Annotated in this window: 6 protein-coding genes; 3 read left to right on the forward strand and 3 right to left on the reverse strand. The window is 68.7% G+C overall.

The features are described from left to right. Nucleotides 1-8: 8 nt before the first annotated feature. Nucleotides 9-3,329: an arabinosyltransferase domain-containing protein gene (locus tag AC4AMJ_RS23880; RefSeq protein WP_489915141.1), complete on the reverse strand. Its 3,321-nt coding sequence runs from the start codon at nucleotides 3,327-3,329 to the stop codon at nucleotides 9-11. Beyond that, nucleotides 3,322-6,612 carry an arabinosyltransferase domain-containing protein gene (locus AC4AMJ_RS23885; RefSeq protein ID WP_489915143.1) on the reverse strand — a complete coding sequence of 1,097 codons (3,291 nt, stop codon included), beginning with the start codon at nucleotides 6,610-6,612 and terminating at the stop codon, nucleotides 3,322-3,324. Before AC4AMJ_RS23885 ends, AC4AMJ_RS23880 begins: the two co-directional genes overlap by 8 nt. A 110-nt stretch (nucleotides 6,613-6,722) precedes the next feature. On the opposite strand from AC4AMJ_RS23885, the gene AC4AMJ_RS23890 reads away from it, so the two are divergent. The 3 genes from AC4AMJ_RS23890 (at nucleotide 6,723) to AC4AMJ_RS23900 (ending at nucleotide 14,495) form a co-directional block, all read left to right on the forward strand. Further along, nucleotides 6,723-10,076, forward strand: coding sequence for an arabinosyltransferase domain-containing protein (locus tag AC4AMJ_RS23890; protein WP_489915145.1), 3,354 nt, complete (start codon nucleotides 6,723-6,725; stop codon nucleotides 10,074-10,076). 112 nt (nucleotides 10,077-10,188) lie between these two features. Continuing rightward, nucleotides 10,189-13,395 (forward strand): arabinosyltransferase domain-containing protein, encoded by a 3,207-nt coding sequence (locus tag AC4AMJ_RS23895; RefSeq protein ID WP_489918501.1) that lies wholly within the window; start codon nucleotides 10,189-10,191, stop codon nucleotides 13,393-13,395. A gap of 176 nt (nucleotides 13,396-13,571) precedes the next feature. Then, complete coding sequence (locus tag AC4AMJ_RS23900; protein ID WP_489915146.1) at nucleotides 13,572-14,495, forward strand: oxygenase MpaB family protein; 924 nt, start codon at nucleotides 13,572-13,574, stop codon at nucleotides 14,493-14,495. Between the two features lie 38 nt (nucleotides 14,496-14,533). Here the strand turns inward: AC4AMJ_RS23900 and AC4AMJ_RS23905 are convergent, their stop codons facing one another. Continuing rightward, nucleotides 14,534-15,004 carry a DUF2231 domain-containing protein gene (locus AC4AMJ_RS23905; protein ID WP_489915147.1) on the reverse strand — a complete coding sequence of 157 codons (471 nt, stop codon included), beginning with the start codon at nucleotides 15,002-15,004 and terminating at the stop codon, nucleotides 14,534-14,536. Between the last annotated feature and the right edge of the window lie 57 nt (nucleotides 15,005-15,061).

The raw sequence follows: 15,061 nt of genomic DNA on the forward strand, positions 1-15,061 counted from the left end.
GTGGATGGTCAGTTCTTGATCGCCCGCATCGGGCCCGGCGTCCAGAGGCCGCCGTGGACGTCGTCGCTGGTCACCAGCTCTGCGTCGACCTGAGGCTTGAGCGGGGTGAGTCGTTGCAGACTGCCCCAGTCCTTCGCCCAGTCGTTGCGGAGGTAGGACGGCAGCACGATCGGACGGAGTTCGTTCTCCACGATGCCGAGCGGGCCGCCGTAGTCGCCGGCCATCCACCGACGCGAATTGACCCGCTCGCCTTCGGCGTCCGGGGTGATCCGCCACTGCGGGGTCTCGAACACCCCGTCGACCACCGAGGCGGGCCGCTGGCAGGGGAATGCGAAGGCCACCTCCCAGTCGAGCAGCACCGGATCATCGCTACCCACCAACGAGTTCAACGTCACCAGCGGTGTCACCCGCGGCGGCGTCACGGCCAGCCACTGCGCCGGATCACCCGACGTATCGTCGGCGACGATGCGCACCACCGATGCCCGGGGCGGGGCCTGGTCGAGGGGGAATCTCAGGTTGCGCCATTCCGGATCGTTGCCGATGTCGAGCGGCATCATCGACGCCACGGTGGTGACCTGGCCATCCGGTTCGACGCGACCGAACTGGAGTCGCAACTTCTGTCCCGGATGGGTGACGGCCAGCTCGTCGATGTACTCGATGCTCCCGGCCACCGACATCGTCACCAGCGGTGCGTCATCGGTCCGCGGCGGCAGCTGATACCAGTCCGAGGTCAGATGGCCACGGCCGGTGGGTGTTCCGTAAGTACCGAGCACCGGGACGCGGTTCTGGTCGAGACCGAACGGCAGCCGCACCGAGGAACCGTTGACCCCGCGCGTGGTGGTTGTGCCACCACCCGTGTCGGCCGAGCCCGCCGAGCCGCTCGGTTCGGATTGCGCGGTCGACGGATCCGTCTGGGTTCGGTCGATCTCGTTGTTCTGCTCGTCCGGATTGGACTCGCTCTCCAGATGTGTGGAGACACCGTTCGGATCGAAACCGGTCATACCCGTGCCGGCGATGGCGGCGCCCGGCGACGGATTGCGCTGTCCGGCGACGTCGGCGGCGGTGAGTACGCCCACGTTCGGGTCGGCCTCCACCATCACCGCGTCGGCCAGCGCACAGGGCTGCCCGCGCATCGCGTCGATGTTCGAGCCCGTCCACGACCACGAATCACGTTGCGTCTGATACGCCTTCGCGAAGGACACAAAGGTGAACAGCAAGACGACGGCGGAGATGATCGCCAACGAGTAGGTCGGCATCCGTTGGATCACGCTGCGGGTCTGCACCGTTGTCGGCGCTTCGCCGCGTTCGGCGAGTCGGTCGTCACGGTAGTACTGCCACGCCCCCAGCAGGGTCAGTGCCACGGCGACGAGCACGATCGGGATGTAGAGCTCGATCCCGGCGACGTTCGGAGTGTCGTCGGCCCAGGGGATTCCGTAGCTGCCCACGTACCACCATTGGTTGCGACCGGCGAACGCGACCGCGAGGGCATAGGCTGCCGCAGCGGCGACGAAGGTCCGATTGCAGCGCCGCTGCATCACGGTCGGCCGCAGGAACACGGTGGCCGCGGCGGCCAATACGCCGGTGAGACAGGCGAATGCGCCGAGCTGGTGAGTGGCCTTGGTCGGCACGAACGCCAGCACGGCCACCGCACCCCCCGCGACGGTGAGCAGCCGCCACAGCGGCGCCGACGCGACACCCGGGACGCGTCGCTTGCTCAGCAGGGTGAGCACGATGATGAGGGCCGCGAGGAAGGTGACGAAGATGCCGATGCGCCGGGCGATCGAACCGTCCGGGGTGGGGTTGAGCAGGATGTAGTAGCGCATGCCCTCGGTCCACCATTTGTTGGTGGGTCCGACGATGCCCTGCACCTTGATGCCTTCGAGAATGGTCGCGAGCGGCTGGTCGGCGAAGATCTCGAACAGGATCGCCAGGCCGGCCGCGAGTATCGGCATGAGCAACGGCAGCAGACCGTCCCGTCGACGCCGCCTGCGCAGCCGCCGCAGCAGAGGTCGCACGGCGGCCAGGAGCGGGAGGACCGCGATGGCGCCGGCCGGGTGGATCGTCAGGGTCAGCGTCGCCGACAGGATCGCCAGGGTCAACGGGAAGAACCGTCCGGTGGCCACCGTCCGTTCCACCAGAATCCACGTGAGCAGGATGCCCACGCTGAGTGCGGGTTCCACCCGCAGACCGTTGTTGAACGGCAACCAGACGGCGAGGAAACCCAGCCCGGCCGCCCACATCGCGGCGCGGGAGGTCCGAACCGCCTGGCCGAGACGCGGGATGGCGAACCGACTGATCAGGAACCAGCCGGCAAGTGCGAACAGCAGCGGCAGCAGGCGCAGCCACGGGGTCGCGGTGCTGACCTGCATCCAGAGGGCCAGATAACGGTAGTGCCAGCCGAACGGGTCCTGGGGCGCACCGAAGTACCGGTAGTAATTGTCCAGATAACCTGCGTCGGGGGCGACACGTCCGACGGTGACCTGGTAGCCGTCGTCGGCGGTGTTACCACCCACGAACAGCCACACGACCAGCACGGCGGTGATCACCAGATCGAGCGGGGTCGGCCGCCACCATCGCGCCGGCAGACCCACTCCGAGGCGGCGGCCGTCGCGGGAGTCGAGAACGGCCAGAGCGATCATCGACGCCACGGTCAGCAGCACACCGATGATGAGCGCCGCCCCCTTCAGCAGGGTCGGGCTGGAACTGAAACGCGTGTCGACGGTCGACCGGAACGACAGGCCCGCCGTGGACGCGCTCGACGGCAGGTCGGTGTAGACGCCGATGATCTGCGGGCGCGCATTGGGGTCGTCGAGTGAGAACCGCTGGGGATCACCCCCGCTCGGGACGAAACCGTCCACCGCTCCGCGGGTTCCGGTGGTGTCGGACTGAATTGCGATCCGGCAGTCCGGGTTCTGCTGCGCCTCGGCGCGCGGGACGTTGAGCAGGACGGCGTTGCGTTGGGTGACGAGCAGGCGGTCCGAGGTGGCCCGCACGAACAGTCCGACGGTGCTCGCCTCGGCACCGTTCTCGGGCACCGTGGACAACAACACACCACCGCCGGACGGCAGGTCGGCGGCCAGGGCGCACGGTACCGAGACGTCCATGGACACCGGCACATACGAGACGTTCGGCGCGGCGACGTTCTCGATGGTGTTCGCCTGTGGCCATTGCAGTTCGGTCTTCGTGTAGGTCACCGGCAAAAACGGTGACGCGAGGGCCAGCAGCACCCCGAGCGCGCCGGCCACCACGGCCACGATCTTCGCGATCCGGATCGTCCGGTCACTCGGTGTGGCCCGCCTCGTGGGCGTTTCTTTGTCCGGGTCAGTCATTCTGCGGCACCACCCTGATCGCTCCGGGCCGGGTCCAGCCCCACGTCGTCGAGGTTCCGGTCGTCACGTGCGCGGGCCTGGCGTCCGGCGCGATCGGCGACAGCCGTTGCAGACCACCCCAATCCCGGTACCAGTCGTTGTCGAGGTAGGTCGCCATCGTCGATGCGCGGGTCAGCGCCTCGGCGGTGGTGAGGATTCCACCGTTGATCGAGGCCTGCCAGGTCTTCGACTTCGAGTTGGTGGTCGTCTGGTCGGGCACGATGCGCCACTGTGGTATTTCGCTCACGCCGGCGTGGGTGCTCATGGGATGTTGGCACGGGAACTGGCTGCCGACCGAGAGATCCAGCAGCACCGGCGTCGTCGAGCCCACCACGTCCTGCAGGCTGCGCAGGACGGGCGCGCGGGGCGGCGTGAACGCCAGCCACTGGTCGGGACTCACGTTGTTGTCCACCGCGACGATCCGCATCGCGGTGGCGCCCTGCGGTACCGCCGACATCGGAATCCGCAGATTGCGCCACGGACGGTTGGGCCGTTCGGGTCCGGGATCGATCGGCACGTACGGGGCACCGACCTCGCGGAACTCGCCGGAATCGCCGTCGGTCCGCCCGAACTGCACCCGCAGCGAGCGGCCGGCCCTCGCCAATCCGTCCTCGTCGACCGAGAACACCGGCCCCGCAGCGGTGATCACCAGCAGCGGCGACGACGACCGGTCCGGCAGCCGGTACCACATCGACGTGAGTTCGGCGGTGCCGTTGTCGTGACCGTAGGTTCCCAGCACCGGGGTGTCCTCGGGTCGCAGACCGAAGGGCAGTGCGGCCCGGCTCCCGTTGACACCGACCGGTCCCAGCCCACCCGTGGTCCCGGGGGGTCCGCCCGTCACGACGAACGGGCGGGACAGGTCGCCGGAGGTGTTGATCGTGCCCGCGCCGAGCGAGGTGGGGTCCGGCGTCAGGTCACCCGCGACCCCATCGGGGCCGAACCCGGTGGACTCACCCGCGAGGGCACGCGAGATGTCGTCGGTGCCGATCGGTTGCAGTGCACCGCGATTCGGGTCTTCCTCGACGAGGACGTCGTCGGCCATGCCGCAGGTGTCGCCGGCGAGCGCGTGCATGTTCGCACTGAACGTGGTGTACGTGTCCGATCGTGCCACGGCAGCCTTCGCGAACAGTGCCAGCTCCACGACCACCACCAGCAACGCGATCACCAGCATGGGCGACGACGCAATCGCGGTCTGGGTGCGGGACACCGGAGTCCGGTCGTCGCGCACCACCCCGTTGTCGGCGTCGGCGTCGATGCGCAGGTGGAACCACAGGGCCACGGCGAGCGCAAGAACGGTGAGCACCAGGAAGATCGACGACAGGGGCGTCCCGGCGAGGCTGGGCGCCTTGTCGAACCACGAGATGCCGAAGTCGTAGGCCCAGCCCCACGCGTTCTCGCCGGCGGCCGCCAGGGCGCACGCGAACATCAGCACCGCGATGTACATCCAGAGGTTGCGTGGGGACCGGCGCGCCGACTGCGCGACGGCCACGGTCGCCACCGCGGCCATCGCGGCGCCCACACCGGCATAGATGCCGAACTGCACCGTCCACTTCGTCGGCGTGAACGACAGCAACAGCACGGTGAGCAGGATCGCGCCGATCACCCGCCACACCGGCCCCGGGTCGACCCCGCGAATATGCTTGCGCCGCAGCATCACCGCCAACGTGACGAACACCGCGGCCAGCAACAGCAGCAACGGGACCCGGCGCACCAGTGAGCCGTCCTGCGTGGTCAGGGACAGGTAGTAGTAGCGCAGCAGTTCCTGATACCAGTCCAGCGTCGGCCCCACCGTGTACCGGACGCGGATCGCCTCGGCCACCCCGGCCAGTGTCTGATCACGGAAGACGACGATCACCACGAACGCGACGGCGGCGCCGACGGGCGCGATCAACGGAAGGACTCCGTTCTCGCCCCGGCGTTTCCGGACGGTCCGCAGCATCGGCCGCGAACCTGCGAGCAACAGCGCCACCGCGATCAGGCCGTGCGGTGCGACGGCGAGGGTGAGTCCGGCCGCGAGGGCAGCACCTGCCGCCGGCAGCATGCGCCGCGTGGCGACCGCCTGTTCGACGCCCCACCAGGTGAGCAGCGATCCGAGCACGACGATGCCCTCGCTGCGCAATCCGCTGGCCAGCGGCATCCAGAAGGCGACGAACACGGCGGCGGCGGTGAGCATGGCCCACTGGGATCGGCGCACCGCGCCACCGAGCCGCGGCAAGAGCACGCGGCTGAGGATGAACCAGCTGACGAGCCCGGCGATCAGGGCGGGCAGCCGCATCCAGACGCCCGCCGTGGAGATCGACTCCCAGTGGGCCAGGAAGCTGTAGTACCAGTCGAACGGCGCCTCGGGGATGCCGAAGAACCGGTAGTAGTTCGCGAGGTATCCGGCATCCGACGCGTTGCGTCCCATGGCCAGGATGTAGCCGTCGTCGGACGTACCCGCACCGAGGAAGTGCCAGATCACCAGCGCGGCGGTCACCGCGACGTCGGCGACCCGTGGTGCGAACAGGCGTCGCAGTCTCACCCGGCCGACCCGTCGGTGGTAGCCGTTGGCGACGTCGACGCCGGCGATGGCGACGAACGTGACGATGACGGCGAGGACGCCGACGATCATCACGAGCAGTTTGATGAGCGACGGGCTGGTGTCGAACCGGTTGTCGACGTCGACGTGGACGGCCAGACCGTCCGACCCGGCCGCCCGCTGCACGGCGCCCGGATCGAGGTCGGTGAAGATGCCCGAGACCTGAGGCCGCTGGTACGGGTCCGCGGTCCCCGCACGACCCGCTCCGATGAAACGGGCCGAGATCGCCGAGAACGATGCGCGCACCACCAGCCGGTCGCACGATGCCAGGTCGGCGCGGGGGAGGTGCACGAGCTCCTTACCTCGCAATGTGACCGTGGCCCCGTCCGGACCGGCGGTCACGGACAGTGCCTTGTTCGTCGCATCGGCGCCGGATGTCGGCATCGTCGACAGCACGACCGTCGGCGAGCCGGATCGGGCGGCCCGGGCCAGGGTGGGGCAGCCGACGGTGACGTCGAGACCCGCGGGGGTTGCCGCGACCAGGGGTGCGGTCACCGACGCGCCGGCCGCGGCCGACACGTCGCGGCTCGGCCAATCGATGGTCGCGGTCCGCGTGGTGACCGGCAGCAGCGGTGTCAGCACGGCGGCGACGATGGCGACGAGTCCGGCGGCAGCGGCAATCACCGCCCAGGTGCGGGCGGTCAGCTGTCGGGGAGTAGGAGTCATCAGACGGTGACCCTAATAGAAGGTGGGAGGTGGGCCGCGTCGCAGCCCGGTTTCGGCCGGTGTGGCGCGCGACTAGGTACTCTCAGGTAAGTCGCTTAGCATCAGACATCGTGCCTGTGACAGCCCCGCCAGCTGCGCCTGACGCAGCGAAGCCGACCGCAAGGGTGTCCGAAGGCACCGCCCGGACGATCGCCGTGGTCGCCGGGATCGTGGGGGCCGTCCTGTGCGTGATCACCCCTTTCCTGCCGGTCGACTCGACCGATGCGTCCTTCGACTGGCCGCAGGGACAGACGCTGTCCGGCGATTCGTCGTCGGTCGTCGCGCCGCTGATCGCCCAGACACCGGAATCGCTCGACGCCCACATTCCCTGCAGCGTGCTGGGCGCGCTGCCCGCCGACGGCGCCCAGATCCTCACGACCATGCCGACCGATGCGCCCAAGAGCAGGTCGTCGGCGCTGTATGTCACCGCCACCCGTGACACGGTGTCGGTCTCGTTCCGCAACTCGGTGGCGGCCAGCGCCTCCCGTGATCAGCTGTCGGGGTGCCGCGAGCTGCACATCTTCTCGGCACCCTCGGGTCCGGGCGCACAGTTCGTCGGGCTGGGGCAGCGCACCGTCCTGCCGCCGGACAAGCGGCCGCAGGTCGACGGCATCTTCTCGGAGCTCACCGCTGCGCAGGTCACCGCGGCGGCGAGCCAGGGCTTACGGATGCATGTCCAGATCGACAACCGCTACGTCAGCTCGCCGACGGTCCTGAAACTCATCGTGATGCTGCTCGCGGTGATCGCCGTGCTCGTCGCTCTCGTCGCGCTCTGGCTGTTGGACCGCCTGCACGACTATCACCGGCGGATCGGGCCGCGGACCGGGTCCGGCCGGCGCATCCTGATTCCCCGTCCCACCGACATCGCGGTCACCGGGGTCCTGCTGATCTGGACACTGCTCGGCGCTGGCACCGCCGACGACGGCTACATCCTGAACATGGGCCGCACCGCCGACTCGTCGGGCTATCTCGCCGACTACTACCGCTGGTACGGCATCCCCGAGGCGCCGTTCGACTGGTACTACAGCTTCCTGGCCCACTGGTCGTCGATCTCCCCGTCTCTGCTCTGGATGCACATCCCGCCGCTGGTGGCCGGGCTGGCGTCGTGGTTCGTGTTGAGCCGGGTGCTGCTGCCACGACTGGGCGCCGGTGTCCGCCGCAATGCCTGGGCCATGTGGGCCGCGGCGCTGGTGTTCCTCGCGTTCTGGCTCCCGTTCAACAGCGGCCTGCGCAGTGAGACGATGATCGTCCTGGGCTCGATGCTCACCTGGTGGGCGGCCGAGCGGGCCATCGCGACCCGGCGTCTGCTGCCCGCGGCGCTGGCCGCCATCGCAGCAGGCTTCACGCTCGCATTGGCCCCGCAGGGCGTCATCGCCGTCGCCATCCTGCTGGTGTCGGCGCGACCGTTGCTGCGCATCCTGCTGGCTCGTCGACGCGAGTCGGGCATCCTGGCGCTGCTGGCGCCGATGACCGCGGCCGGCCTGCTCGTGCTCGTCGTCGTGTTCCGCGACCAGACGCTGGCCACCGTGCTCGAGGCGATGAAGATCCGCTATCAGGTCGGCCCGGTGATCAGCTGGCATCAGGAGTACCTGCGCTACTACTTCATCTCGGTGACCACCGACGACGGTGCGCTCACCCGCCGCGTCCCGGTGTTGCTGCTGCTCGCCGGTTTGATCGTGACGGTCGCGGTGATGCTGCGGCGGACCCGGTTGCGTGGCGTCGATCCCGGGCCGACCTGGCGGCTGATCGGGTCGATCGGTGTGACCATGCTGTTGCTGGCCTTCACGCCCACCAAGTGGACGATCCAGTTCGGCATCTTCGCCGGACTGGCCGCAGCCGTCGCCGCCACGGCCACGCTGGCGGTGGCACAGTCGGCGGCGTTGTCCGCACGCAACCTCACCGTGTTCATCTCCGGGCTGTTCTTCGCTCTCGCGGCGGCCATGGCCGGGTACAACGCCTGGCCGTTCGGCTACGAGTACGGCATCTCCTGGTTCGACCGCGCACCGGTGCTCGCCGGGCACCCGGTGTCGACGTTGTTCCTCATCCTCGCGGTGATCACGGCCGCCATCGCCGTCTGGCAGCACCTCCGACTGGACTACGTCGAGAACAAGGGACTCTCCCATGTGACCGGCGAACCGGGCGAGAGCCGGGCCGACCGTCGCCGGCTGTTCCTGGCGTCGTCACCGATCGCCGTCGTCGCGGGTCTGATGGTGGTGGCCGAACTGCTCGTGTTCGCCAAGGCCGCGGTGACCCGGTACCCGGCGACGACGGTGTTCGCCGAGAACGTCAACACGCTGCGTGGCAACAGCTGCGGCATGGCCGATCGGGTACTGGTGGAACCGGACCCGAATGAGGGCATGTTGGCCCCGGCGAGCGGGGAGTCGGTGTCGGCGGCCCTCGACGGCGCCGGCAGCGGCACCGATCCGGTCGGGTTCACCCCGAACGGCATCCCCGACGACCTGTCGCCCGATCCCGGCAATCAGCGGCCCGGACAGATGAACGTGTCGGCGAGCTTCTCCAAGCCGTTCGCCATCACCGGTGGCCTCGGCGCGGGCACCACGGGGGGCCAGGGGCCGCGCACCGTCAACGGCTCCACCGCCGCCCTGCCCTATGGGCTCGATCCCTCGACCACCCCGGTGCTCGGCAGCTACGGATATCCGGGTGAGGCGCGCCTGACCACCGGCTGGTACCGGCTGCCCGCGGTCCGTGCCGGATCCCCGTTGCTGGTGTTCAGCGCGGCCGGCGCCATCTCGACGATCGACACGTTCGGCGTCCGCAACTTCGGGCAGAAACTCGTGGTGCAGTTCGGTCGGCCCGCCGCGGACGGTTCGTTCAGCCAGCTCGGACCGGATGTGCTGCCGATCGATCCCGGACCGGTCATCACCAATCGCCCGTGGCGGAATCTGCGCGTCCCGATGAGTTCTGCCCCGCCGAGGGCGACGGTCATGCGGCTGTCGTTGCAGGACAACAATCTCGGCAAGGATCAGTTCATCGGCATCACCCCGCCGCGGGCGCCTCGACTGCAGACCCTGCAGGAGGTCGTCGGATCGCAGTCGCCGACGGTGATCGACTTCATCGTCGCGGCGCACTTCCCGTGTCAGCGGCCCCTGCACATCACCAACGGTGTCGCGGAGGTGCCGCAGTGGCGCATCATGCCCGACTACCCGCTGACCAACTCGCAGTCGAAGACGTGGCAGGCCGGCGCGGACGGCGGCCTGCTGTCCATCTCCGAATCGACGACGTCGGCGCAGGCGGTGCCGACCTATCTCAAGGACGACTGGACGCGGGAATGGGGTGCGCTGGAACGGTTGACACCTCTGGAGCCGGATGCGGCCGCGGTGCGGGTGAAGACAGCGCAGACGACACAATGGGGCTGGTCACGCACCGGCTCGATCAGGGTGGAGCCACAATCCAATGACGACTGACACACCGACCGACGTGCCGGACGGCGCTGCGCCCGTGGAGAGTCCGCCACCGCACCGGAGTTACCGAGCGGCGAAGATCGTCGCGGTCGTCGCGGGTCTGCTCGGTTTTCTGATGGCGATCCTCACGCCGCTGTTGCCGGTGAATCAGTCGACCGCCGAGCTGAACTGGCCGCAGGGCGATGGCGTCTCCGATGTCGCCGCACCCTTGGTGTCCTATGTGCCGATCAACATGGACGTGTCGGTGCCGTGTTCGCTGGCGCGCGAGCTGCCCGCCGACGGCGGCATGCTGCTGTCGACGATCCCGGAGGGCGGCCAGGACGCGGCGGCCCGCGCGCTCATGATCCGGGCGACCGGTGACGCCCTGACGGTTTCCGACCGCGACGTGGTGATCCTGAACTCGCCGCGCGGCCCGGCCCAGTCGAATCCGGACTGCCGCATCGTGTTCCACGCGGACGGCGAGGGCGTGACCGCCCGCTTCGTCGACCAGCCGGGCGATGGCCTGCACTCCTTCCGGGCACCGGATCAGGAGATGCGGCCGCAGATCGTCGGCATCTACACCGACCTGCCGGAGTCCGCGCCGCGCGACGGACTCTCCCTGCACGCCACGATCGACACCAGGTATGTCAGCTCACCGACGCCGCTGAAACTGGCCGTGATCATCATCGGCATCATCATGACGATCCTCTCGCTCGTCGCCCTCGGTGTGCTCGATCATCGGGACGGCCGACGGCACAAGCGTTTTCTGCCGACCGGATGGTGGACCATCCGCGGACCCGACGTCGCGGTCTTCCTGATCCTCGCGTTCTGGTGGATCGGCGGGGCCAACACCTCCGACGACGGATACAACTTCACCGTCGGCCGGATCACCGGCGACGCGGGCTACGCGGACAACTATTTCCGCTACTTCGGCGTGCCGCAGGACCCGTTCGGCTGGCACTTCCAGGTCATCGCCGCGATGACCCACGTGAGCCTCGCCGCGCCCTGGATGCGTCTGCCCGCCTTCCTGCTCGGCCTGCTCGGCTGGTGGCTGATCAGCCGTGAGGTGATCCCCCGCCTCGGCCGCGCCGTCCGCCACAGCACCCCCGCCGTATGGTCGGCGGCGTTCGTCTTCCTCGCGATCTGGTTGCCCTACAACAACGGACTTCGCCCCGAGCCCGCCGAAGCGGTGGGCGCCCTGCTCACGTGGTGTTGCGTGGAGCGCGCCATCGCCACCCGACGGATGCTGCCGTACGCGATCGCAGTCGTGGCTGCGGCGTTCACCCTCGCGCTCGCCCCGGGCGGTCTGATGGCCGTGGCCGCGCTCCTGGCCGGAGTGCGTCCGGTGGTCAAGACCCTGGTGTCACGCCGCAAGCGGGACGGGCTGTTGCCCATGCTCGCGCCGGTACTGGCCGCCGGAACCGCTGTGCTCTACCAGATCTTCCTCGACCAGCCGCTCATGGCGCTGATCACCGGAAACAAGGTGGCCAGCGACGTCGGTCCCACCCTGGAGTGGTGGCAGGAGCCGGTGCGCTACTACTACCTGATGCTGCCGACCGCCGACGGCACGCTGGCGCGCCGGTACGGCGTGCTGATCATGATTCTGTGCCTGGTGGTGGTGCTGCTTCGCCTGCTGCGTCGCGAGCACCCCAACGGTGTTGCGCGGGCGCCGATCTGGCGGCTGATCGCGGTGACCCTCGGCACGATGTTCTTCATCGCGTTCACCCCGACCAAGTGGACGCACCATTTCGGCGTGTACGCGGGTATCGCGGGCGGTCTCGCCGCGGCGGCCGGAGCCATGATGGCCCCGGCGATCCTGCGCTCGCGGCGCAACCGGACCTTCTTCGCCGCAGCGGTTCTCGCGATCACCGCGATCTCGTTCACCGGCACCAACGGATGGTGGTTCGTCGGCAGTTTCGGCATCCCGTGGTGGGACCGCCCACCGTCGATCGCCGGGATCAAGGTGGGCTGGGTCATCCTCGCGGTCGCGGTGATCACCGCACTCGTGGGTCTGTGGTTCCATTTCCGCGACGACTACGTCGACGAACAGACCCGCACGACCGGCGGTTCCGGACCGTTGTCGAGGCTGAAGTTCTCGCCGCTGCCGGTCATCTCCGCGCTCGTGGTGATCTTCATGGTGGCCTCGTTCGCCAAGGGCGCCTACGAGCAACGCGACAGTTGGTCGTGGCTCAAGTCGAATGCGCGCGCCCTGACCGGCAACGAATGCGCTCTGGCCGACGACGTGCTGGTGGAGGCGGACCCGAACACCGGGCTGCTGACACCGGCCGCGGTGAACGGCAAACCCGCACCGACCATTTCCGCCGCGCTGGCCGGTTCGACCGATCCCGTCGGCTTCACCCCCAACGGGGTGCCGAACCGACTGTCCATCGATTCCACCGAAGAACAGGACACCGCCACCACCTCCGCGCAGAACACCGCGCAGTCCGGTGCCGGTGCGGACGCGTCCACCGAGACCAGCGAATCGGCACAGGGCGGCACCGAGGGCGGACAGGGCGCGCGTGGCGTCAACGGCTCCACCGTGGGCCTGCCGTTCGGGCTGAATCCCGCGGACACCCCCGTGCTCGGCAGCTATGGCTCCCCGACCGGGACCGGATCGCTCACCACCGACTGGTATCAGCTGCCGGCACGCAACGCCGACGCACCGTTGCTGACGATCGCCGTCGCCGGCTCGGTGCAGGCGGTCGACGGACTCGGCGTGGAGCACTCCGGGCAACAGGTCACCGTGCAGTTCGGCCGCACCGGGCCCGACGGTCGCGTCACGCCGGTCGGCATGATGTCGCCGATCGACATCGGTGAGGTGCCGATCTGGCGCAACCTGCGCTACCCGCTGGCCGACGCCCCGCCGAAGGCCGATGTGGTGCGCGTGCAGGTCCGCGACACCGCGGGCGCTCCGTCGGAGTGGGTGGCCATCACCCCGCCGCGGGTCAGCGAACTCCGCACGCTCAATGACGTCGTCGGCACCACCGATCCGGTCTTCATCGACTGGCTGCCCGGCATGGTGTTCCCGTGCCAGCAGCCCATGAAGGTCGTCAACGGTGTGCTGCAGGTGCCGAAGTGGCGCATCATGCCCGACGCCGAGGCCACGCGGAAGAACAGTCAGACGTGGATGTCGGGCAAGGCCGGTGGGCCGTTGGGCATCACCGAGGCGATGCTCAAGCCGACCCTGTTGCCGACCTACCTGCGTAACAACTGGGGTCGCGACTGGGGTGGGCTGCAACGCTTCACCGAGATCAATCCGGCACCGCCGGCACAACTCGACCTCGGCACCGCCCGTCGCTCCGGCCTCTACGATCCCGCCCCGATGCGGTCGAGCGGGTACTGAACCGGCCCCGCAGCCTGGAAACCACCCAGCAGCGAGTGCTCGACGGCGATTCGCCGCCGGAACGTCGCTGCAGGGCGGTTTTCGGAGACGATTCGCGCCGCCCACGATTTCGGCGCTGCGCTGTGGGTTGGCACGGTAGCCTGACGTCAGACGCCTCAGCGTGGAGGAGTGTTGCGATGACGATCGGCGAACGCGATGACGTGAGGATCTCCGGTGCGCAGAGTCCCTACCAGCACCCCCATGTCGCCGACGTCCGCCGCGCGCGGCATCGTCGACGCATCCGCCGCACCGGCGATCTCGTGACCGGGCTCGGGCCCACGATCGCCGGTGCGAACGTGATCATGCAGCTCGCCAACCCCAAGGTCGGCCACGGTGTGGTGGAGAGCCGGGTCGATTCCGGAAGCGCCGTGAAGCATCCGATCAAGCGCAGCCGCACCACCGGCACCTTCCTCGCGGTAGCGTTGCTCGGCGACGCCGACGACCGCGCCTTCGTGCACGACGAGCTCAAGCGCATCCACGATCTCGTGTACTCCACACGGCAGAGTCCGGTCTCCTACAGCGCCAACGACTCCCGTCTCCAACTGTGGGTGGCCGTATGCCTGATGAAGTACTTCATCGACCAGTACGAGCTGCTGTACGGTCCGTTGAGCCCGGCCGAACGTGACCGCATCGTCGACGATGCCCGATGGCTGGGAACGACGTTGAACGTCCGGGCCGATCAGTGGCCGGCCGGCTATCGCGATCTCGAATGCTACTGGCACGAGCAGGTGGGTTCGATGACGATCGACCCACCGGTTCGTGAACTCCTTCAACAGCTCTCGGATCTGTCGTTCCTGGAGTATCGGTTGGGGGCGGCAGGGGCGGTCGCGCACAAGGTCTTCGGGCGGCCGATGAACTACCTCATCAAGGCCGGCCTGCCACCGGAGTTCCGCACGATGATGCACTGGCGGTGGAGTGCCGCCGACGACTCACGCTACGAGCGCACGTTGCGGCTGGCCCGGGTGGTCGATCCCGCAGTCGGCCGGGCGATGCGCGGGTTGCTGTTGACCTACCTGCTCGATATGCGGCTCCGTCGCCGGTTGGGTCTGCGGGTGTTCTGACCGGCCGGCCTGCGGCTGCTCCGTGACCATCCGGCCGACTACCTGCCCCACACGGCGTCCGAGCCGCTGTGCCCGACGAGGACGACCATCACGATCGCCAGCACGGCGACGACCACGGTCAACGCGCCGACCACGATCCGGGAGATCCGCAGTGCGCCTTCACCCAGCGACACCCGGGACAGCACCCACGGGCTGAACAACAGCCACCACAGCGCCACCAGTCCGAAGAGCGGACCCACCAGCAGGATCAGCTTGTCCCCCAACTCGGCATGGTGCTCGATCGCGGGCGACGAAGCGCCCATCGAACTCTCCAGTGACTCACCGGCCGACGTCGTGATCGGGACCGCGATCAACGTGAGCAGCGCGAGGATCATGGGCGCGATCCCCAGATGAGCACGGGCACGCGGCCACACGACCGCGACGATGGCCATCAGCGCGGTGACCGGGACCGCCACGACGACGAAATGCACGAAGAGGGGATGAGCCGGTATCCCGTTGATTGTGTCCACGCGCGCACCGTAGGCGGTCGCACCTTAAACGTTGCTGAAATCGGGCATCCGGTACGC

The sequence above is a fragment of the Gordonia sp. LMA484 genome, assembly GCF_058129505.1.

Bases quoted from the DNA above. Each gene is read 5' to 3' on its own strand.
- AC4AMJ_RS23885 (WP_489915143.1), bottom strand. From the start codon at position 6,612: ATGACTCCTACTCCCCGACAGCTGACCGCCCGCACCTGGGCGGTGATT.
- AC4AMJ_RS23880 (WP_489915141.1), bottom strand. From the start codon at position 3,329: ATGACTGACCCGGACAAAGAAACGCCCACGAGGCGGGCCACACCGAGT.
- AC4AMJ_RS23900 (WP_489915146.1), top strand. From the start codon at position 13,572: ATGACGATCGGCGAACGCGATGACGTGAGGATCTCCGGTGCGCAGAGT.
- AC4AMJ_RS23895 (WP_489918501.1), top strand. From the start codon at position 10,189: ATGGCGATCCTCACGCCGCTGTTGCCGGTGAATCAGTCGACCGCCGAG.